This window comes from Moraxella atlantae NBRC 14588 (genome assembly GCF_001591265.1).
GTDB classification, from domain to species: domain Bacteria; phylum Pseudomonadota; class Gammaproteobacteria; order Pseudomonadales; family Moraxellaceae; genus Faucicola; species Faucicola atlantae.
The window spans coordinates 1-22,569 of record NZ_BCUL01000002.1; the positions used below are offsets into that span (position 1 = coordinate 1).

Genomic DNA, 22,569 nt, shown 5'->3' on the forward strand with positions numbered 1-22,569 from the left:
TTTGTTCACAGGCACGCGTGGGGTAGGTAAGACCACAATTGCGCGGATTTTGGCAAAGTGTCTCAACTGTGAAACGGGTATCACCAGCGAGCCATGCGGCGTGTGCAATACCTGTCAAGCGATTGATGCAGGGCGGTTTATTGATTTGATTGAAATTGATGCCGCCTCACGCACCAAAGTGGAAGACACACGCGAGCTACTCGACAACGTGCCATATGCGCCAACGCAGGGGCGCTACAAGGTATATTTGATTGACGAAGTGCATATGCTGTCTACGCACAGCTTTAACGCGCTGCTCAAAACCCTTGAAGAGCCGCCCGAGCACGTCAAGTTTTTGCTTGCCACCACCGATCCACAAAAATTGCCCGTGACGATTATTTCACGCTGTTTGCAATTTGTCTTGCGCCCGATGCTTGCTAACCAGTTGGTGGTATATCTTGGGCAAATTTTGCGGCAAGAGAACATCGGCTTTGATGAGGCTGCGCTGTGGCAACTGGCAAACAGTGCCAAAGGTTCGGTGCGTGATGCGCTGTCTTTGACTGATCAAGCGATTGCGTTTGGCGGTGGAGTGATTCATGCGGACACCATCGAGCAGATGTTGGGCTTGATCGACCAAGCTGATTTGGTGGCGTTGTTGTCGGCGATTGCGACGCAGCAGCTGGATGCGGTCAGTACTATGATGCGCCAATTACGCGCGCAAGTGGTCGATGCCAAAGCGGTGATGGACACGTTGGCAGATATCTTGCACCAAGTAGCGTTGGTGCAGGTGTTACCAGCGTTGGATTTAGCAGCGGATATGGGCTTGCCTGCGCATGAGGCGGATAAACTGGTCACGCTTGCCCGTCAGATTGCCCCGCCGTTGGTGCAGCTATATTATGACATCATCGTCAAGGCGCGTGAGCAATTGGCGTTGGCAAATACGCCCCAACAAGCACTCGATATGTGTTTGCTGCGCTTGTTGGCATTCAAGCCGCTTGCACCGCAGTTTGTGCCTGTCGCTAAACCCAATTTAACAAGTTTGCCCAATCCAAATAGCCCAAACAGTCCAGACGCACCGACACCCAATCCATCACTGGACGATAGGCAACAGGCGACCGACAAGCAAAACATCAGCCCAATGGCTGTCAGTCAGTCATTCACTGATGTGCCAACCTTTGCCGATTCTAACTATTCATTCAACACTCGTACCGAAACGTTATCTTCAGCGACCCAAGAATCTGATAGCGCATTTGTCCAAGTGCAAGATCAGCCAAATGCAAATTTAGGCACAGATTTTGAAGAAAATTTAAAAACAACCAATCAACCGCCAGTCTTATCAAGTGATGCATCTACCAAGCCTGTGCCAAACGTTGAACCACCCGTTAAAAATGTGGCGAACAAGCTGACATTCGATGGCAGCGAACATTTCAATTTAGCGGCGCAAGATACGAGTTTGGGCAAATCAGAGCAGCCAAATATTGATACGTCATCACAAGCATTGGCAGAGGCTGCACCTGCGTTGGCTGACGACAAGCCAAATGTGAACACAGCTCAAGCTGCAGATATAAACGCAAAAAATTTACCTGACAGCGACGCACAGGCACTGTCGTTGTTTGATGCCCTGCCATCCGCTGCGCTACCCAGCACCCAGCACCCACCACAAGTAGTAGTAACTTCGCCGTTTGACCTGCTGCGTCCCACCGAGCAGGTACTTGATGGTGATTGGACACCTGCCAAATGGGATTATTGGGTATATCAAGCGCGTGAAAACAGCTGGCTTAACAAAGATGAGCTGACCCTTGCCAAACAGGGTAACATGCAAGGCGCGATTCATGGTGTCAGTGAATTTACCACTGCCGACGCTGTGTTGGGCAAGAGTGGAGCGTTTGAACAATTGGTCAAAGCGTTGAGTCGGCAATTTAGCGGTATCACAGTTACGCTAACCCTCACCGAGCAACAACCTGTGTTTAATACGCCCGAACAGGCCGATGATCAACGTAAGCGACAGGCGCATGATCTTGCTTGCGTGCAAATCAGCCAAAGCCCCGTCATGCAGGCACTAAGCGCACGCGCACCCCTTGAGAATGTTGTCGTATCATTGCATCCGCATAGCGCCGATGCCAGTCAGTCACCATGATGCGCTACGGGTGTGCAACTTTGTTTAGCTATTATTTTTGGTTAGCTGTTCATCGGGTGAATGTTTAGCTAAATTGTATTTTTTTAGCAAGAAATTTTTACAAAGCTACAATAAAATTTTGGTAGGATTGTTTAAATCTATTTCATAAATGCGTATAATACAGCCTTAACGTTACAACGTTAAACCATCAGTTTTACGACACACAACTAGGTTTATTATGTTAGATAATTTAAGAGGTATGGCGGTATTCGCCAGTGTGGTGCGTCATGGCTCGTTCAGCGGTGCCGCCAAAGAATTGGGTATCACAACCAGCGCGGTCAGCCAACAAATTCGCTCTCTTGAAAATGACTTGGGCGTGGTGCTGCTCCACCGCTCAACCCGTAAGCTCAGCTTAACTGAAGCGGGTGCAAGCTTTTATGAAAGTGCCAAAGATGTGGTGGCGGCAGCCGAGCAAGGACGTATTCGCGTCAATCAGCTGCGTGACGAGCTAGCAGGTAATCTGCGCATTGCGACCACACCAGAAATCGCGGTCAATCACTTGTTGCCTGCGTTGTCATCGTGGATGGCGGCACACGATGACTTGACGATTCATTTTGAGGCGGACAACCAATACGTAGATTTGATTGAAGAGCGCATTGACATTGCGCTGCGTATGACCCCTGTGCAAAATGACACCAGTGTTTCGATGACCCCTTTGACAGAAGTGCGTCAGCTACTCGTGGCATCGCCCGATTACTTGCGCCAGTTTGGTAAAATTACCGATCCTAAGGCACTTAGTGAACTACAAATTATCGGTATCAGTCTGCTCAAAGACCCTATGCAATTGGATTTGACCAGTGTTGAGGGCGGCAAAAAAACTCGCGTCAAACTCAACTCACGTATTCAAACCAATAACGTCATGATGGCAACCACGTTGGCAAAAGAAGGGCATGGTGTGGTGCGTTTGATGTCATTGGATGTTCAAAAAGAATTGGCAAATGGCGAGTTGGTCGAGGTGCTACCAGGCTATCAGCTACCTAGCTATATGTTATACGCTGTCACGCCTAACCGCGAGCAACAACCTGCTAAAATCATACGCTGTCTTGAAGTTTTGACAAAATACTTTAGCAAAATCTAGTGTTTTATGTGCATGTGATAGTTAAAACGGCTTGTTCATGATAAGCCGTTTTTTTTGTGACGATGTTTGGCTAAGTTTATGCAAGATTTAACCAAGTTTTGTCAAGGCGCGTACTGATTAGAACAGCATATTGTTGGCTTAAATCTTGCTTGCTGCCTTGTTCATTGTCTTGTTGGGTGTTGGGTATTCACGCAACTGGCGGCGCAAAATCCGACGCAATTCTAAAATCGCTTGCGGATCGGTATGGATATCGTGCTTACCGCTAAAGATTTTCTCGCTTTCTGCGCCGTCTAGGTGTGAGCTGCTGTAAGGCACTACGCCATCGGATATATTGCCTGTCACCTCTGTTTTGACTTGCTGCAAAAGCTGCTGATTTTCGTCGAGACGTGCTTGCGCGGCTTGCAAATTGGCAGAATTATAAAACGTTACAGTTGGGCTGTCGGCGGCGGCTTTGCTTTGCTGCAACGCGTTGAGCAAGTCCTTATCATTGGCACTAATCAATACATTGGTCGTAACACGTGGAGTGACGCGTAGGTTTTTGGTCAGCTGAACAAAAAACGATTGATCGCTAAGCTGACTTGCACCATTTTGCAAAAATAGCCCTGCCAGTGGGTTGTTTGCCAATTCACCTTCGGTAAAAATACTGGTCAAGTTTTGGCTAACGGTTTGCAAAAAACCTGCAGGCAAATGGATCAAACGACGCAGCGCACGCGCAAACCAGCGATCGGCAAAGTCTGTACCACGAAATGGTGCGTTGATAAAAATTGCCCGATCGACTTGCGGCATGGCATGGAGTATAAAGCGGTCGTTAAACGCATCACGGCTGGTAACCGTTTGTTCAAGCTGGCGCATGGCATAGGCGTCGGGTGCGCTCGGGTTTTGGTTGATCAGATCACGCAGGTGTGGGCGCAGATCATCATTTGACACCAACATCCGCCCGATGACACCGCCTAGGCTATGCCCAATTAGCACCGCATGTTGGCTGGCAGGCGCACTGCCTGTTGGATCGACTTGTTTAAACGCAGCTTGCAGCAGTTCGGCGATTTGATAGCGGTTTTCTAAAATCGGCAGATTGGTTGGATAAAACACTTGCCAAACTTGGTAGTTATCGCGCAATGTCGGGTCATTAAAAATATCATTGGTCAGACTAATCCACGTCTCAGGGCTTGATGCCAAGCCGTGTAGCATGATGATGACGCGTTTGTTGGGATCGTACGGCTCTAGCATAAACACATGCGGCTGGGTGGTCTGAAAGTTTTTGCTCAGCATGTTAAGCTTGCTAATTGGGCTTAGTGAGTTGTCACTTAACCACATGCCGTACGCCGCCGAAAAATTTGCTGATAAGGCGACAGGCTGACCTAGCACGGTGGTACGCTGTGTTTCAAACGGGTCATAGATACTCAAGGTAAAGTCACGGGTTTTGAGCAGCGTGTCTAGATCATTGCCTTGCGGTATCAACAGCAAAGTCACGGGCAAGTGTCCTAGCGTATGAATCCGTTCTTGCAAAGATAGATTGTTACGTTGGCTGTTTAAAATTTGATTACGCACCGATACCGTGTAGCGGTCATCCAAAATCATCACATAATCAACACCAAAACCATCGCGGCGGCTGATGCTGTTAAACTTCGATAGATTGATTTGGTTACTAGACACTAGGCGCGTTGGTGAGTGTGCTTTCTCGGTTGATACCTGCCCCAGATTGATCTGAATACGGTTGTCATTGACTTGATAACTTGGCTTGAATCTATTTTCATACAGCCGATCGCCCAGCTCATCCAAGGCAGCGTTATAAATATCTTTAATTTGCACATCGCGCTCACGCGGCGGATAAATGGTTTGGCTGTCACGGCTAGCTGCCGTGAGACTGGTTTCCAAATCTGTATTTGTGTTTGGTGAGTTATCTATATGTTCAGGTTTTTGGATCCAATCGTACATCAAATAAATATAAGCAAAGCGTACAGCTTGCAGCATGCTATCTTCAAGTGCTGCTTGGCAATCTATCGGACGCTCACCAGTTTTGGGATCGGGTGGGGGCGGCGTGTCACTGACATACTGTTTGGCATAGTCGGTCGCCAGTTCGCGTGGCGATGGGCTGCAGCGATAGCCATCTTTGAACCGCAAAGCAGCAGAATAAAACAGCTCACTGTACGCGCCATACAAGGATTTATCATTGCTAAAATTCGCTTTTTGCAAGCTGACAATGCAGCGCGGCATATCAGCCAAGCAGTCATCGGCCTGTAACCCTGCGCCAAGCAAACGGCTTTGGGTGTCATTGCTTAGGCGTTGGCTGGTTAATACATCGGCGCGTTGTGCCATGATGGCTTGCGCGGTGCTGCGTTTGCCAACGGGGATGGTTTGACAAGCGGCCAAAGACAGCAGACTGACCGCGCCCAACATACCAAGACCCAAACGCCATAACCGATTGAGCCGATAGGGCATTAAAGCAAGCGGCTGGTTGTTGGGTTGCTTATCTGGGATTGGATGAAACGCAAAGGTATTAACATTCATGAAGCGGGCACTAAAGAGGAAATTAAGCGCAAATTTTTGACTAACAGCTTGATCAAGGTGACGAAACAGTACGCTATTTTACCCAACTTAACGCACAAAAAATACCCTATCAAACTGACTGATAGGGCACATGAAACATTATACTAAACCACGGTTGGGTCTAGATAAACCTGCTCAATAAGCAAGCACACCAATTAGCGTTGGGTGGTAGCAGCAGGGATTTCCCAAATGTAGTATTTACCGCTGTTGACGATGGCAAGCTGGGCATCGATGTACGGATCGTTTGGATTTTGCGCTTTAAATTCATTCAAACGGCGAATGGCATTGTCGCGCTTATCATCAAGCAAATCAGCCTGTGCCAAGCTTTGGGTCGCCTCTTTATAGCCCATGCGCTCGGCTTTTTCTAAGTATTTAGCCCCTTCTTGAAAGCCGCCACCTTCTGCCAACATCGCGCCATACAAAAAATTAGCCTCTGCGCTATCGTTGAGTCTCATCGCGCGCGTGACATAGTTGCTCGCGCGTACGGCATAATTTGAGCCCAAATCAAGGTTGCGTCCCATGGCATTGAGTTTGGCGGCGCGTAGCAACACCTCGTACGATGCATCAGGGCGCGCGGCATACGGCTCAATCCAGCCTGTTAGCTGTTTTAGACGTTGGGTGGTGTTGTAGCGATCGGTACGATTGGCAAACACAGGTGGATAGTGACGTGCTTTGGGTGATGCTTCTGCCAAAAAGTCATCAACAACGCTGACATCCAGCATCGTACCGTTGGCATTGGTGGTGGCAGGTACAATCACAGTAGGTACGGTGGTCACCTCGCTAAGGCTCAGCGTGGGCATAGCAACATTGCGTAAGCCTTGAGCAGCAATATCTGTACCCACCCAAGACACGGCATTGGCTTTAGGATAGCTAATCGTGGTCAAGCCAGGCTCAGCAGATAAGATCACCAGATCATCAGAAGTTACTGGATTTACAACAACTTCAGAGCCTTGCGCGGTACTGCTAGGCGGTATTTTTGCGGCTTTTTTGGCATTAATTTTGCTTGCGCTGGAGGTGGCGCGTGGTTTGGCAGCTTGGGCAGGCAATGGCGCAAGCAGGCTAGCACAGGCGATAGCAATCAAAGTAGGGGCAAAACGTTGCAACATACAATCAATCCTTACAAAACACCGTTTATGATGATCTACGCATGATTATCTACGGTGCGTCGGTTATTTGTGATGAAATAGGTGAGTAAACAGTTATTAAAAACAGTTATTAATTACAACACCGCCTTGTGGTAAGCCGTTGGGGCTGTCGTCTCAAAGCGGCATAATAAATACGATGACGCAAAATTGCCGCCATGTCAGTAGTAGGATTGTTAAACTTACTTCAGCCAACCACTACACAGGTGATGATAGCGACTCGATATTTGTCAGCAGATTTTAGATAGTGAGTCTAAAATCTGCTATTGGCGCAAACAAAACGCCTGCTAAGGTGTGCTGGTGGTGTCATGTGCCACAGGCTCGTTGGTCGCTAACTGGGCAAAATTTGACCCTGTATCGGGCTCAGAGGCGACTTCTTCAGGACGTTTACGCGCGACGGCTTGTGGTGGCTTGCCATCATTGTCTTGATTCTTGCTTGTGCCGTCTTTGATGGGCTTGCCCTTGCTATCAACACGGCGTTCGCCTTCATCGGTTAATTCGATGGTTTCTTGCTCTTGTTTTTTGGACTTGGCGCGGTTGTCCACCGATACCCATTCAACAGGCGTATTTTGTAGGGCTCTTGAGGTGTAGTCCATCCAAATCGGCAACGCTGCCACGCCACCGAATTCACGCCGTCCTAGACCCATCGGTTGGTCAAAGCCAACCCAAACGATGGTCACCATGTTGGGGTTGATGCCTGCAAACCAAGCGTCTTTGGCGTCATTGGTGGTACCTGTTTTACCGCCGATGTCTGAGCGATTTAACGCAAGCGCGCGTCGTCCTGTGCCTCTTTGCACCACATCGCGCAAGATATTTGCCATGTTGTAGGCGTTGCTGGCAGAGATAATCCGCGGCGCTTGCTGTGCGGTCGTTAGCTGCTCAACAGGGGCTTTAAGCTTGTCTGTGTCGGGGCCTGCGTCATATAGTTGTGCTTGTAGCTGCGCGTTACGGGCTTGTAGGGCAGCGGCAGTTTGGGCAGCTTGCTCTTCGGGGGTCAGCGCTTTGCTGTCTTGGTCTTTGTTTTTACTGTCTTTTGCTTGCTGCGCTTGCTTCTCTTTTTCTTTGTCCGCCTTTTCCTTGTCTTTATCAGGATTGGCTTTATAACCTGCTAGTGGGTTATCGTTGAGCAAGTCGGCAGGCTCTTCAGGCTTTTTGCTATCTGTCTGTGGTATACCTGCTGCCAGGGCTTGTAGTTTTTCGTCATGCTGCTTGAGTAGCTCGGCATTGGTTTTTTCTAGCTGTTGGTTAAAACATACCGCGCAAGCTTGCTGCGGATTGGCTTGGTAGAGTAAGCGGTTGTTATAGTCAAAAATTTGCTCGATAAAATATGGCTGAATGCGGTGACCGCCATTAGCAAATGTTGAATAGCCTGTTGCCATCTGCACAGGGGTTGCATCGCCTGCACCCAACGCTAAGGACAAGGTGGTAGGCATTTTGTCCTTTTCTAGACCAAACTGCTCTAACAGCTCGCGCGTACGCGGAACGCCCGTGGATTGTAGGACGCGAATTGACACCAAGTTACGTGACATATACAAGCCTTTGCGTAGCGGAATCATGCCAAGGTTGCGCCCATCGGCGTTTTTTGGTGTCCAGTCACCCACTTTAAGCGGGCCATCAGAAATCAAGGTGTCGGGACTAAAGCCTTTTTCTAATGCTGCGGTGTAGATCAGTGGCTTGATGGTCGAACCTGGTTGGCGATAGCCTTGCAACGCGCGGTTAAATTTGCTTTTATAAAAATCAAAGCCGCCAACCACTGCCAACAATGCCCCGTTTTCGGGGTTGATCGACACAAGCGCACCCTCAACGGCAGGGATCTGTACCAGCGTCCAGTCGCTACTGGTGCCGCGGCGAGTCACATACACAATGTCATGCGGCTTGATGATGTTGTTGGAGGTGTAGGTTACATCGGGGGTTTTATAATGCAATGTCGCCCACCGTTGTCCTGACCACGGAATTTCAATCTGGGTACCATTTTGCATGACTGCTTGTGCGGTGCCGCCTGCAGGCGCTTTGATAATTTCAACAGGATACAACCCGCTCATCACAGGGTAGTTGGCAAGCTTGGCAGGATGCTCTTTGTCCTGTGTGTTACCGATCGCACCGCGCCAACCATGGCGGCGATCATAAGAAAATAAGCCACGCTTAAGCGCGTTTTCGGCGTATTGCTGTTTGTCGCTGTCAATGGTCAAGCGTACGCGCCAGCCTGAGTCAATCACACCCTCGCCGTACTGCTCGGTCAAGGCAAAGCGTGCCATTTCTGCCAAATAGGGAAAGTTTTTATCAAGTTTGGCTTGGTAAAGATGCAGGTTGATTGGCGCGGCAACCGCTTCTTCGTATTGTGCTTGCGTGATTGCGCGATTTTTGAGCATTTGTCCCAAAATCCAGTTGCGCCGCTCCAGTGCGCGCTTAGGATTGGCAACGGGATTGTATTTTGACGGCGCTTTGGGTAGTCCTGCGATCATTGCCATCTCAGCAACTGTCAGATTGTCCAGTGACTTGCTGTAGTATTGCTTGGCAGCGGCTTTCACGCCATACGCTCCCATGCCCAGATAGATTTTATTGACATACAATGTCAAAATTTCTTTTTTGGTCAGCTGCTCTTCAATTTTACGCGCCAAAAATAGCTCGGTGAGTTTGCGGTTGAGTGTGCGCTCGGGCGATAAAAAATAGTTTTTTGCCACCTGCATGGTGATGGTTGAGCCACCCGTTTGTCCCTCTTCCTCAGAGACCGCCTCGGTCAGTGCACGTCCAATACCTTTCACGCTGATACCGCTGTGCTCAAAAAACGTTGCATCTTCTGCCGCCAAAAAAGCATCGATCATCGTTTTGGGTAGCTGCTCATAGCTTACAGGCAGCGACATGGTGTTGCCGTATTGTCCGATCAGCTTGTTATCGTGGGTATAAATTTGCAGCGGCATGGCAAGTTTGGCTTGTTTGAGTTCATCCAAACTTGGTAGCGTGGGTGTGATATACATCGCCATGCCATAAAACCCGATAGGTAATGCCAACATGAGTAGCAACAAAAATGCCACAATACCTAGGCATAGATTGAGCAAAAAAGACAGCCAGAACGGACGAGGTTGAACAGTTTGCGGCATATTGAATGAGGCTTGTAGCAAAATAAAACCACATTATAACCAAAATTGGCAAGCGTCGCGCAAATGTTGGTGAAAATTTTTGCCTTGACTTTTTGATAGACAAAACGCTAAAAAGCAAATTACAAGCGTCACAAGATGCAGCTTATCTGATTTTTACGCCAGTTTAGTAAGACAGCAACAAAAATCATTGAAATGTAACCTAAACTACAGTAAGGTATCGGCATTTAAGAATAGTTACCCTTTGTGGCACAATAAGGAACATTGTTGTGAGGTTATTTACAAAAAACAACAGGCAATTGGTCGGCGTGGATATCACCACCACCAGTGTAAAAATCGTTGAAATAACCCGTCAGCAAGGATTATTTCATCTCAAAAATTATGGCATTGCACCATTGCCGATGGGGCTGGTGGCTGATAAACGCATCGTTGATGTTGAAGCGGTTAGTGATGTTTTAGCTGGGCTTGCGCGCTCTTTAAACTTATCGACCAAGAACGTGGCAACGGCAGTGGCAGGCACATCTGTCATCAGTAAAGTCATTGAGATGGACAGTGATTTAAATGATATTGAGCGTGAAGCACGGATTCGCTTGGATGCCGAGCAGTATATTCCTTACCCATTAGAAGAAGTTAATATCGACTTTGAGGTGCTAGGGCCATCACCCAATAGCCCTGAATTGGTTGAAGTTTTATTGGTGGCATCGCGCAGTGAGAACGTCGATCAATGCGTTGAGGTCATGAGTTTAGCAGGCTTAACCACCAAAGTGGTTGATGTTGAGTCTTTTGCTATTGAGCGTGCGTTGGGCTTGATTGTCGATGGCTTGCCAATGGCAGGTGAGGCGCAGCATGTGGCATTGATTGATATTGGCCATAACCAAACAACATTATACGTTGCGCGTGATGGGCAGTTTATTTATAGCCGTGAACAGTTATTTGGTGGTGCGCAATTAACCGAAAGCATTCAAAGCCGCTATGGACTGACACCTGAAGAAGCCTTACAAAGTAAACGCAGTATGAATTTACCTGCTGATTATCAGCAAGAGGTGCTCCATCCATTCATGGAGTTGGTCGTTCAGCAAATCACGCGCGCGCTACAGTTTTATTTCTCAACCAGTCAAAGCCACCACATTGATCATATTTTGCTGGCAGGAGGAACGGCAGGTCTGTCAGGGCTTGATCGGTTGGTTGAGCGAAAGTTGGGCAATCCAACCAGCGTTGCCAATCCTTTCTTGAACTTGACCACCGCGGCGCATATTGATCCCACGGCACTCACCGCAGATGCGCCTAGCTTGTTGGCGGCTTGTGGTTTAGCGTTAAGGAGTTTTGACTGATGGCACGCATTAACTTACTGCCTTGGCGTCAAGAAGTTCGCGAGCGCAAAAACAAAGAATTTATGACGCTTATTGTGGCGGTGCTCTTACTGTCTTTGCTAGGTGCGTTTGCTGCTTGGAGCTATTTTAATCGTGAGCTTGAGCAACAACAGCAAGCCAACGAAAGCATCAAACAGGCGAACGCGGAGCTAGACAAGGCACTAGAGCAAATCTCAACGTTAGAGCAACAGCGTAACGATATCATCGAGCGCATGAAAGTCATTCAAGATTTACAAGGTCGCCGCCCTGTGCCTGTCCATGTGTGGGACGATATTGCGCGCTTAGTGCCGGCGCAAATGTACCTAACCAACATGAAGCGCGAAGGAGATGTTATTACCTTCACAGGTCAAGCTGATAATCCGAACACAGTATCAACGTTGATTCGCAATTTAGACGGTTCTAAATGGCTGCAAGATTCCGCGGTGGTCAGCTTAAGTCAGCCCAATGCCGTGGCATATCAAAACGCTACCCCCAATCCACAACCCACCAATACCGCTGGTGGTGAAGCTGAGCCACGACCGGAGTACCCCGAAGACAGATACATCACGTTTGTGGTAACCACCCAAATCACCAGCGCACAATCTGCCAGTGCTGTTGCCAGTACAACGATGGCAACATCAACCGCTAATTCATCGGCAAGCGCGTCTGCAACATCTGCCAGCACGGCTAAGGAGTAAACGATGGTTAAGCTGACCAAATCTACCCGTAAGCCGCTGTTTGGTAAAACCAAAACCACCAAAACCTTGCCACTCACAGCTATCAAGCCTGCCAAAAAATCATTTGACGCCAAGGCATTTGCGGATAGTTTTAAATCGCTTGATCAAAACAACTACGGTAGCTGGCCGACACCTGTTAAGGCAACAGTGCTGGCTTTTATCGTGGGTTTGGTGGCGTTTTTGACATGGTTTTTACCCATCACCAGTAAGCGAGAAGAAATTGCCTCTGCTGAAGCAGAGCAACAGACCTTGCTGGATCAATACCGCGAAAAAGAATCAAAAGCACGCCATCTCAAAGAGTACGAAGACCAAGTGGCAAAAATGCAAGGTGATTTTCGTGAGCTACTCAATCAATTGCCCAAAGAAACCCGTATTTCTGATTTGGTTGATGGCATCAACATGGCGGGCATGAACAGTAACATTCGTTTCCAAGATATCAAAGTTGAGCCAGAAGTTTCTCAAGAGCTGTTTATCGAACAGCCGATTCGCATTGCTGCTGTCGGTAATTATCATGAATTTGGGCACTTTTTAAGTGGACTTGCCAAACTGCCGCGGATTATTACTTTGCATGACTTTGAAGTGACCAACCCACAGCCAAGTCTTGATCATCTGCCTGAGCTTAATTTGGTGCTCAATACCAAAACCTATCGCTCAAAAGAGATCAGCGAAGATACCACAGCAGGTAAAGATGCCAAACAGGAGGCAAGTGATGCTAAATAAATCATTACAGACTGCCATCCTTGTTAGCGGCATGACGGTGTTAAGCCTCACGGGATGTCAAGATCGTGTGGCATTGGCGCAGCAAGACATGCAAGATATTCGTAACCAATCTGCTCAGCCGATTCAGCCACCGCCTGAGCCTGAGATTGTCGAGGCGTTTAACTACAGCGCGCAAAATTTGCGCAGCCCATTTATGCCGCCAAGCCAAATGCTACAGGCAACTCAGCAAGAGCAGATCCAAGGCGTACGCCCCGATGTGACGCGTCTTAAAGAACCGCTTGAACAGTTTGAGCTCAGCGAGCTTAGCTATAAAGGCACCGTGGTGTCACAAACTGGGCAGCAAGTTGCCTTAATTCAACGCCCTGATGGCAGTATTGCTACAGTAGGGGTAGGCAATTACTTGGGTAAAAATGACGGGCGCATTGCTGAGATTACCCCCAGTCAAATCAATATTATTGAAATCGTACCCGATAGTCGCGTCGGTTATGTCGAAAAACCCAATACACTGGTAGTCGCTGCCAATTAATACGACCTAGCCAAAAAGATGATAAAGGATTTTCCCATGACAATATTTGCGTACTTGCGTCGTAGCTGTTTACATTCAATGCACACAACATCAGCCAAGCGATCGGCTGTAAGCCTTGCGGTGGGCATGGCAATATTGGGCCAAGCGGCTTTGGCAGCCGATACCAGCATCAACGCCGTCAGCGTCAGCGAGCCGATGCCAGGTATCACTGAGCTCAGCGTTGATTTTTCCAATCAACCAGTCAAACCAACGGCGTATGAACTTGATCATCCCAAACGCCTTGTACTGGATTTTAACAATGTTGATCAAGGGTTAAAAGATCGCCTAATATCCTTTAACCAAGGCAATATCAAAGACGTAACGGCGGTTGAAGGTGGTAACACCACCCGATTGATTATCGGTATCAATGACCAGCAGCCACTTAGCACACGCATGGATAATCACCGTTTGGTGATTAGTATGCAATCACCTAGCGCAGCTGTTAGCAGCCAAACGCCTGTATCACCCACATTTGTGGGAACATCATCAGCACCCGTCGTTGCGACACCGCCTGCTGTGGAGCCTATCGCCGATAAAAATGCCGCCCCAGTACCGCGTGATACCATGGTGGTTAAAGTCAATCCGCTATTAAACCCATCTGCCAGTTTTTCACGCAGCTATAACTATGACGGCTTAAGCTCAATCAATGTATCACCACAAGGCAACGGCAGCACCGTCGCCATCAATGTCAGTAATCCCAACATCCCACTGGATATTCAACGCAACGGTGATGAGTTGGTGGTACGCATGACAGGCGCGACGATTCCTGCGCGCTTGCAACACCAAACTGCAGGCGCAGGCTTGGTGCAAACAGTGGTTGCCAACAACCAAGGCAACAATGGCGTCATTCGCCTTGTAATGAATGGGGACTATGAGTACAAAGCCTACCAAACGGGCAGCCAGCTTAACATCAACGTCACCCCACCCAAACGCTTGACAGAGCCGACGTTGGAGGAGCGCACCTACACAGGCGAGCCATTGTCGCTTGAATTCCAAGACGTCAGCGTGCGCACGATTTTAGAGGTTTTGGGGCAGCATACCAACACCAATATCATCGCCAGCGATTCGGTCAGCGGTAATATCACCTTACGCTTGATTAATGTACCGTGGGATCAAGCACTTGATATTATTTTAAAAAGTAAAAACCTAGATAAGCGTGTCAATGGCAATGTGATTTGGGTTGCACCTGCCCAAGAGTTACAAGACCAAGAACAGGCGCAATTACAAGCGTTACAAAAAAACAAAGAGCTTGCCCCACTGCGTACCGAATTTATTCGGCTCAACTATGCGCAAGCTGATCAACTGCGCCAAATGATTGAATCACGCCGCAGCACAACCAACGACAGCGGCAATGGCTCATTATTATCGCCACGCGGTACAGTGACGATTGATGCGCGTACCAATACGTTGATTGTGCAAGATACTGCTGAAGTGATTGGCAATATTCGTGAACTGGTCAGTAAACTTGATATCCCTGTCCGCCAAGTTATGATCGAGGCGCGTATCGTCAGTGCCAATGATGGCTTTAGTAAAGAGATGGGTGTTAAATGGGGCATTTTGTCCAACGGTGTGCACAAAAACCGCGACTTACTGGTGGGTGGCTCTCAGCAGACACTATGGGATCTAAAAAAATATGACATGCAGACCATAACGGTAAATGGACAGAGTATTTCTTACCCAGAATATACAATTACACGCCCCGATAACTTGAACGTTAATTTAGGTACGGTGGCGGATCCTGCAGGGCGCATTGCATTTGGCTTGTTGAGTATCTCAGACTTATTGCTTGATCTTGAGCTATCTGCCATGCAGGCGGACAATAAGGGTGAGGTTATCTCAAGTCCAAAAGTACTGACCGCCGACAAACAAACCGCCAAAGTAATGTCTGGTACGCAAATTCCATATCAAGAAGCCGCTGCCAGTGGCGCGACTTCAACCAGCTTTGTTGAGGCAGCATTAAGCCTTGAGGTCACACCAAACATTACCCCCGATGGGCGCATTGGCATGCAGCTTAATATTGAAAATGGTTCACCGACCATCATCAACGGCGCAACCGCAGTTGCTAAAGATTCGATCCAAACCAATGTGGTGGTGGATGATGGGCAAACCGTGGTCTTAGGCGGCGTGTTTAAAAACAACGTTACCAATGGCGTGACCAAAGTACCGTTTTTGGGTGATATTCCCTACATCGATCGCTTCTTTAAACGTACTAGCAAAACCAATACCAAAGAAGAGTTACTCATTTTCATCACGCCTAAATTGGTCAATGACAACCTAAGCCGTGGACGATAAGGCTGATAGCGTATCACGCTTAAAGTGTTTGGGCGATATATGGTAGTTTACCGCAAATCATCGTATAATGACGTTAAGTAAGACGATGATTTGTGGTTTTTTATGCAGACACTACCGCCACTGTTGGTACTAATTGGGCCAATGGGTGCAGGCAAAACGACGATTGGCAAGCTACTGGCACAGCAGTTAGGCTATGATTTTTTTGACAGTGACAAAGAAATTGAAGCCTCAGCAGGTGCAAGTATTGGCTGGATTTTTGATAAAGAAGGTGAGGCGGGTTTTCGTGAGCGCGAAACACGCATGCTTGCACGCCTGACCCAGCAAAGCGGCTGCGTGATTGCCACAGGCGGTGGCGCGGTGGTCACGCCCGATAATCACGCCTTGTTACAGCGTGGTTGGGTAATTTATCTAAATGCCAGTGTTGATACCCAGTACGCGCGCACCTGTCGCGATCGCAATCGCCCCTTGCTACAAACCGAAAACCCCAGACAACGCTTGGCTGAAATTTTTGCCATGCGTGCACCGATTTATCAGCAATTGGCAGACGTAGAGGTCATTACAGGGCATAGCTCACCGCGGCGACTGGTGCAAGAGATTTTAGACCAACTGGCGCAGCCCTCCGCCTTACCTACACGCCTATTAACACAAGGCGAAACAAACCACGAATCTATATGATCATGACGCACGCGCAATCTTTTGAAATTTACCATACCTTAACCGTTCATGCCCAAGCGCACAGCTACCCGATTGTGATTGGGCAAAATTTATTGGCAGGTTTTGACTTTGTGTCATATATTCGTGGTAAACAAGTTTTGGTGGTCACTAATGACACCGTCGCGCCACTGTATTTAGAAGCGTTGTTGGCAGGTTTGCCGCAAGACAAAATAGTGCAAACCTGTATTCTACCTGATGGTGAGGTGTACAAAACGCAAGCGTCGATTGATAGGATTTTTGATACGTTGATGGCGGCGCACTTTAACCGTGATTGTACCTTGATCGCGTTGGGTGGTGGCGTGATTGGCGATATGGTTGGTTTTGCAGCTGCGTGTTTTATGCGTGGGGTGGATTTTATCCAAATTCCAACCACGCTATTGGCACAAGTCGATTCTAGCGTTGGTGGCAAAACAGGCATCAATCACGCACTGGGCAAAAATATGATTGGGGCGTTTTGGCAGCCGCGACTGGTGCTGGCAGATATGGCAACCTTGGCGACGTTGCCAGCCCGTGAGCTTTCGGCAGGTTTGGCAGAGGTCATCAAATACGCGCTGATTGGCGATGTTGAATTTTTGGCATGGCTTGAGATTAACATGTCATGTCTGCTTGCACTAGATACCCAAGCCTTGGCGTACGCAGTTTTGACGTGTTGTCAACATAAGGCAAATTTGGTTGCCGAAGATGAGTTTGAGGCAGGGCAGCGCGCGTTGCTAAATTTTGGACACACTTTTGGACATGTTATTGAAACCCACATGGGCTATGGCAGCTGGCTACATGGCGAGGCGGTAGCGGCGGGTATGCTACAAGCCATGCGGCTGTCGCAACGTATGGGTTGGCTTAGTGCCAATGACGTGGCGCGCGCACAAGCCTTGATTGCTGCTGCTAATCTACCCGTGACACCGCCAGTGATTGCGACTGATACTGCGCTGGATTTGATGCAGCATGACAAAAAGGTGCAGGCAGGTAAGATTCGTTTGATTTTACTGCAAGCGCTAGGGCAGGCGATTATCACTGCTGATTATGACCCGATGGCACTACAAGCAGTGCTGGTAGGTCAAGCGATTGCAGATTAGATAGTTCTTTGACCCTATTGACTTTAAGATTTTTTGCGCTTTGCTGATTAATATATGCTGATTTTACAAGGCTGATTCATGATTGCGACGTTATCAAACGCCTACCGTTCTTGGGCATTTCGAGTCACTATTTGGCTACTGTTTGCTGCAGCGGCAGGTGCATTGACCTTTGTGGTTTGGGGTGCGTCACAAGTCAAGCCAGCGCTGACCAAACAAGGGCAGACCGCTGATAATCCCATTATCCCCGATCCAGCGGCTTTATTGGCAAGTAAGGCACCCAATGAGACAGTTGAACTGGTCAAACCTGTCGAATTTGATGCCGTTATTCGTGATATGCGCAGCTATCCTGATGAATTTAAAGACATTAATTTCATCAAAGCCAATAAAAACAAATACACCGTGCAGGTGATGAATGTTGGCGAGCATGATGTGGTGGCAGATTATCTCTTGACCCGTGACGATCGTAAGCAGTTCAATTATTTTCGTATCACCAATGGCAACGCCAAAAGCAATAAAGAAAACCCTGATGCGCAAAAACGCTATGTACTGACCTATGGGTTGTTTGGTAGCCAAGCTGATGCAGTCAATGCCAGCCGCGATATTAAGTTTGATTTACCGCCGAATGTGAAGCCGATTGTTGAGAGCATCAGCGTCTATGAGCCTATCATGGACGATTATGAAATTAGCTTGCCAGTGCAAGATTTGAGTAACGCTCCACGCGCGGTAAAGCTTAATAAAACCAACAAAGAACTGCCTGCGCCCAAAGCCAAGCCAAAACCAACCACTGACAATAAACCAAAAGCGAGCAGCAGCGAATCAAGCAACACAACGTCTGATAAAACGCAAGATAAGCCAAAACCCAAAGACAGCGATAGCACCGCAAAACCTGCGCGCAGTATCAAAGAGTCAAGCAATAAACAAGATACGTTGTCGATTCAAGAAACCCGTGCACCGCACAGCGAATCGCGTCCGCTGCCTGTTGAAAGCGGCGCGCCACCCAAGCTGCCGCCTGAACCACCGCGCGAGCGTCCAGTGCGTAGCAGTGAAAATAGTGGGTCAAGCAGTAACAGCGGTAATAATGTGGGTAACGGTAGCACAAGCAGCAACAGTGGCAACTAGCGGCATTTTTCGCTGATTTTGTCTGGTGGGCTAGGGTAATAAGCAGCTGGGTAACAAGTAACCGTGGTAAACGTTAAACGCCTATTGGGTGAAACGCTGATTTATGGCATTGGCGCGATTTTGCCGCGTGTGATCACGTTTTTGCTCAATCCGCTATATATTCATTACATTGATAAGCAGGCGTTTGCGGTGTTCACCAGCCTGTACGCGTGGATTGCGTTTGTCAATATTGTGCTGACCTTTGGTTTTGAGACGGCGTATTTTCGTTTTGCGGCAGTCAAAAACAACCTTGATCAATCAGTCGACGCCCAAGCTGCCAAGCAGGCCGCCATTGCGCAAGAATCGCGCGTGTTTAACACAGCGTTTTGGTTCGTTGCAGGGCTTGCCAGCACGTTTTTGATCAGCGTTTTATGGTTGAATCAACCACTGGCGAATGTACTTGATTATGGCGCAAATCCTGAGTTTGTCCGTTGGATGGCATGGATCGCGTTTTTTGACGCACTGTGTATGCTGCCATTTGCTTGGCTGCGTTTTTATGGCTATCCTGTGCGCTATTCACTGGTGCGCGTGATAGCAATCGTGCTGCAAACGGCGGTGGTTATCGCCCTGTTTACCGTGGTGCCACCGTCTATCGCGGCATCACTTGGCCTGACTGCCCAAGTTGCGTATCCATTTTATGCCAATTTGCTTGCCAGTATCGCCACCTTTGTTATGCTGCTGCCGATTGTTGCGCGTGTACGCCTGCGCTTTGATCGCGCACTGTTTCGTCAGATGATTGCCTATTCGTATCCTGTGATGCTGGCAGGGCTGGCGTTCATGGTCAATGAAAATTTTGACAAAATCATTCAGTATTATTTGATTGATAAAGCCGATGCAGGCGCGTATGGCGGCTGTTATAAGCTTGCGGTATTGATGACGTTGTTTGTCACCGCGTATCGCATGGGTATTGAGCCGTTTTTGTTTAAGCAGATGCAGTCGGCGGATGCTAAGCAAACTTACGCACGGATGACAGAATACTTTGCGCTGTTTGCTTCGGTGGTCGCACTTGCGATTATTGCCAACATTGGCTGGCTAAAACGTTTATTTATCACTGATGCCAGCTATTGGACGGCAATTGGGATTGTGCCGATTATCGTCATCGCCAATTTGTGTTTTGGCATTTATTATAATCTCTCAACGTGGTACAAAGTCACCGACCGCACGTTGGTGGGTTCAGCGATTTCGTGGGTTGGCGCAGGCTTGACGATCATACTGCATCTGCTGCTGCTGTCGCGGTTTGGTTTTATGGCATCGGCATGGATTACGCTTGCTGTGTATGCCGCGATGATGGTCATCTCATACGCCTTGGGGCAGCGTTTTTACCCTATCGCATATCGGGTCAAAAAAGTGGGTGCATTGCTAGCGGCGATGGTGGTGGCAAGTGTATTGGTGGTGTGGTCAGATTATGCGTTTTGGTGGTCAAATGCGTGGCTGATCGCCTATATGGTGTTGCTGGGCTATACAGAGCGCAAGCTATTGCTGCCTGTTTGGGCAAAAATCAAACACCGCTTGCCAGTGATCGGCTAAGCGTTGATACGGATTACATGTCAGTAACCAACGCGCAACAACCAATAAAGACAGGCGTAGCCGGCACCTGTCTTTTTTATTTTTCAATTTTTTTGTTTTGTCAAGTGACTATAAAACTTTTTTAGGGTTTAGTGGGTTGGCAACGCTTGCCCAAATACCACACCTTCATTCAAGCGTAGCTGTAGGCTGTCGGTATAAGTCACCGATAACGGGCTTGCACCATCTAGCCCCAATTTGCGTAGCCGCTGCGCCATCGGATGGGTTGATTTGCCCACCTGCAAGACAAAATTGCCTTTACCAGCAAGTTTTGCCCCGTTTAAGGTGCGCGTGTTGGACGTTGCGCGGATCAAATTGCCATCTAGTTCAGAATATAGCACCAAATCCGACCATGGCGCAGGCACACTATTGCCAAATTGCCCTTGCAAACGCACAATATCTTGTGTGTCATCGCGCGGATGTTTGACCGCGCCCATAAAGCCATCATCGCTGAGTTTAAAATCAATACTGGTGACAAATTTGGGATAGCCCCAACCTTCAACGCCTGCCACGCACGCCAGTTTGTCAGTCACAGGCAAATCGACCACCCAAAAGCCTGTATTGCGGCGGTCAGTCGGTAGCATCATGTCAAGCAGTGGCAATTTAGATTTGCCATGATAGCCTTTTTGTTTGGGCTGCACCAAAATTACAGGCGCGACCTCAAAATACGGATTGCCATCAGTCAGTTCACGATAGTCATAAAACGCCACGCTAAACAAAGCTTTATTGCGCGGTAATTTGACGACCTCAACTTGGTGACTGTGGACGACTTGTTGCGCCTTTTTGTAATCAACCAAAAAAAATGCAATCAGGCTTGATGCGTCAAAGTATTTGACGGGTAGGTGATTAACGTCACCTGTGCTTAGGGTTTTTGCCTTGACGGTTTGTTGAAAAAACGGGTCATATTGCCATTGATTGGTCTTGTGCATACGGGGTTCCTGTTTTTAATCTTGTAAGGTTTATCAAAAATTTTATTAAGTAATTTAGCAATTTATGCTTAAAACAATGAAAAATCAGTGTAAAACAAAATTGCGTTACACCGTGTTGTGACTGTGTTATGGCTGCGTTTAAGGCGTTTTGGCTGAAAGGGTTACTAACTGTTTATTGAAATCTACTTAAATATATGCAATAATACCTATTATGAATAGATTAACAAGTATCAATCAAGCTTCACAGCAGTTAGGTGTGTCTATCTCAACGCCGTCAAAGAGGTTTTAGAATGACAGTCATTCGTGGACACATTATTCGACTTGACCCAACAGACAAACAAGCCACCTACTTTGCAAAAGCTTGCGGCGTGGCTCGCCTTGCCTATAACTGGGCATTGGCAGAATGGCAAAACCAATATCAAGCGGATAAGACCTACCGTGACGACTGCCTAGCAAACGGTATCGAAATTGACAGCACTAAACTAAACAAACCCTCACAAGGCAAACTGCGTAAACAGCTGAACGCCATCAAACGCACCCAATTTCCCTTTATGCTAGAAGTCACTAAATGTAGTCCACAACTTGCCATCATGCAGTTAGGGGACGCATTTAAACGCTTTTTTAAAGGGGAAGCCAAATACCCACAATTTCGCAAAAAAGGCGTTGATGATAGATTTAGCCTATCCAACGACCAATTTAGAATTGACGGCAAGCGTATAAAAATCCCTAATTTGGGTTGGGTGCGTATGTCTGAACCGCTACGTTATCACGGTAAAATCCTATCGGCTAAAATCTTTAAGAAAGGCGGTGATTGGTTTGTTAGTGTTGCTATTGAATTGGCAGATATTATCACGCCACTACCCAAAACAGGTAAAGCAGTTGGCATAGACTTAGGCATTACCGACTTAGCCGTGTTATCAGACGGTACAAAAATCCAAGCACCCAAACCGCTTAAACAGCAATTGCAAAAACTCAAACGTCTAAGCAAACAGCTTAGTCGTAAACAAAAAGGCTCAAACAATCGTGCCAAAGCGAAAACCAAGCTATCACGATTACACGCCAAAATTGGCAATATCCGCAAGGATTTTACCCACAAGCTAACTACTCACTTAGTCAAAGAATACGACACCATTTGCATTGAGGATTTGAATGTAAGTGGTATGGTGCGTAACCGTAAATTGGCTAGGGCGATTAGTGATTTAGGTTTTTATGAGTTTAAACGCCAGTTGATTTATAAAGCCAATCAATGGGGCAAAGTCGTTAAAGAAGTGGATAGATTTTACCCCTCAAGTAAAACCTGCTCAAATTGTGGCTTTATCATGGCTAAAGCGGATTTGACCTTGAATGTGCGCAACTGGCAATGCCCTAGCTGTCACACCCAACATGACCGTGACATAAACGCCAGTATCAATATTTTGAACAATGCAACAAAAGTTTTAACTGTCTAGGCAG

The 22,569-nt window shown here is 47.7% G+C and carries 16 protein-coding genes; 12 read left to right on the forward strand and 4 right to left on the reverse strand.

What is annotated here, in order from left to right:
• Together dnaX and MA2_RS01450 are read left to right on the forward strand one after the other, a co-directional pair.
• The coding region (gene dnaX, locus MA2_RS01445) for a DNA polymerase III subunit gamma/tau (protein WP_067055452.1) at positions 1-2,116 on the forward strand (2,116 nt) is incomplete at its 5' end.
• Positions 2,117-2,333: 217 nt separating this feature from the next.
• Complete coding sequence (locus MA2_RS01450) at positions 2,334-3,233, forward strand: LysR family transcriptional regulator (protein ID WP_067055455.1); 900 nt, start codon at positions 2,334-2,336, stop codon at positions 3,231-3,233.
• A 138-nt stretch (positions 3,234-3,371) separates the two neighbouring features.
• Here the strand turns inward: MA2_RS01450 and MA2_RS01455 are convergent, their stop codons facing one another.
• From MA2_RS01455 to MA2_RS01465, 3 genes are all read right to left on the reverse strand, one after another.
• Positions 3,372-5,741 carry an esterase/lipase family protein gene (locus tag MA2_RS01455; RefSeq protein WP_245945334.1) on the reverse strand — a complete coding sequence of 790 codons (2,370 nt, stop codon included), beginning with the start codon at positions 5,739-5,741 and terminating at the stop codon, positions 3,372-3,374.
• Between the two features lie 194 nt (positions 5,742-5,935).
• Positions 5,936-6,886, reverse strand: a complete 951-nt coding sequence (locus MA2_RS01460) for a tetratricopeptide repeat protein (RefSeq protein ID WP_067055457.1) — start codon at positions 6,884-6,886, stop codon at positions 5,936-5,938.
• Between the two features lie 323 nt (positions 6,887-7,209).
• Positions 7,210-10,020, reverse strand: a complete 2,811-nt coding sequence (locus tag MA2_RS01465) for a penicillin-binding protein 1A (RefSeq protein ID WP_067055460.1) — start codon at positions 10,018-10,020, stop codon at positions 7,210-7,212.
• 266 nt (positions 10,021-10,286) lie between these two features.
• Between MA2_RS01465 and MA2_RS01470 the strand changes: the two genes are divergently transcribed.
• The 9 genes from MA2_RS01470 to MA2_RS01510 all read left to right on the forward strand — a co-directional run bounded on the left by MA2_RS01470 (position 10,287) and on the right by MA2_RS01510 (position 20,152).
• Positions 10,287-11,348, forward strand: coding sequence for a pilus assembly protein PilM (locus MA2_RS01470; protein ID WP_067055464.1), 1,062 nt, complete (start codon positions 10,287-10,289; stop codon positions 11,346-11,348).
• A complete protein-coding gene (locus MA2_RS01475; protein WP_067055467.1) occupies positions 11,348-12,064 on the forward strand; it encodes a PilN domain-containing protein in 717 nt (238 codons plus the stop codon). The genes MA2_RS01470 and MA2_RS01475 overlap by 1 nt, the downstream gene beginning before the upstream one ends.
• A 3-nt stretch (positions 12,065-12,067) precedes the next feature.
• Complete coding sequence (locus MA2_RS01480; protein ID WP_079352004.1) at positions 12,068-12,823, forward strand: type IV pilus inner membrane component PilO; 756 nt, start codon at positions 12,068-12,070, stop codon at positions 12,821-12,823.
• Complete coding sequence (locus tag MA2_RS01485; RefSeq protein WP_067055470.1) at positions 12,813-13,349, forward strand: pilus assembly protein PilP; 537 nt, start codon at positions 12,813-12,815, stop codon at positions 13,347-13,349. Before MA2_RS01480 ends, MA2_RS01485 begins: the two co-directional genes overlap by 11 nt.
• Before the next feature lie 126 nt (positions 13,350-13,475).
• Entirely contained in the window at positions 13,476-15,680 is a 2,205-nt protein-coding gene (locus MA2_RS01490) for a type IV pilus secretin PilQ (protein ID WP_249024932.1), read from the forward strand.
• Between the two features lie 102 nt (positions 15,681-15,782).
• A complete protein-coding gene (locus MA2_RS01495; RefSeq protein WP_067055476.1) occupies positions 15,783-16,355 on the forward strand; it encodes a shikimate kinase in 573 nt (190 codons plus the stop codon).
• Complete coding sequence (gene aroB, locus MA2_RS01500) at positions 16,352-17,467, forward strand: 3-dehydroquinate synthase (protein WP_211269843.1); 1,116 nt, start codon at positions 16,352-16,354, stop codon at positions 17,465-17,467. Before MA2_RS01495 ends, aroB begins: the two co-directional genes overlap by 4 nt.
• A 78-nt stretch (positions 17,468-17,545) precedes the next feature.
• Positions 17,546-18,586 (forward strand): hypothetical protein, encoded by a 1,041-nt coding sequence (locus MA2_RS01505; protein WP_067055479.1) that lies wholly within the window; start codon positions 17,546-17,548, stop codon positions 18,584-18,586.
• A 63-nt stretch (positions 18,587-18,649) separates the two neighbouring features.
• Positions 18,650-20,152 (forward strand): lipopolysaccharide biosynthesis protein, encoded by a 1,503-nt coding sequence (locus MA2_RS01510; RefSeq protein WP_067055482.1) that lies wholly within the window; start codon positions 18,650-18,652, stop codon positions 20,150-20,152.
• A gap of 128 nt (positions 20,153-20,280) precedes the next feature.
• Here MA2_RS01510 and MA2_RS01515 read toward each other — a convergent pair whose 3' ends face one another.
• Positions 20,281-21,117 carry an acetoacetate decarboxylase family protein gene (locus MA2_RS01515; RefSeq protein WP_067055484.1) on the reverse strand — a complete coding sequence of 279 codons (837 nt, stop codon included), beginning with the start codon at positions 21,115-21,117 and terminating at the stop codon, positions 20,281-20,283.
• A 290-nt stretch (positions 21,118-21,407) separates the two neighbouring features.
• Between MA2_RS01515 and MA2_RS01520 the strand changes: the two genes are divergently transcribed.
• Positions 21,408-22,565: an RNA-guided endonuclease InsQ/TnpB family protein gene (locus tag MA2_RS01520; protein ID WP_067055487.1), complete on the forward strand. Its 1,158-nt coding sequence runs from the start codon at positions 21,408-21,410 to the stop codon at positions 22,563-22,565.
• Positions 22,566-22,569: the final 4 nt, after the last annotated feature.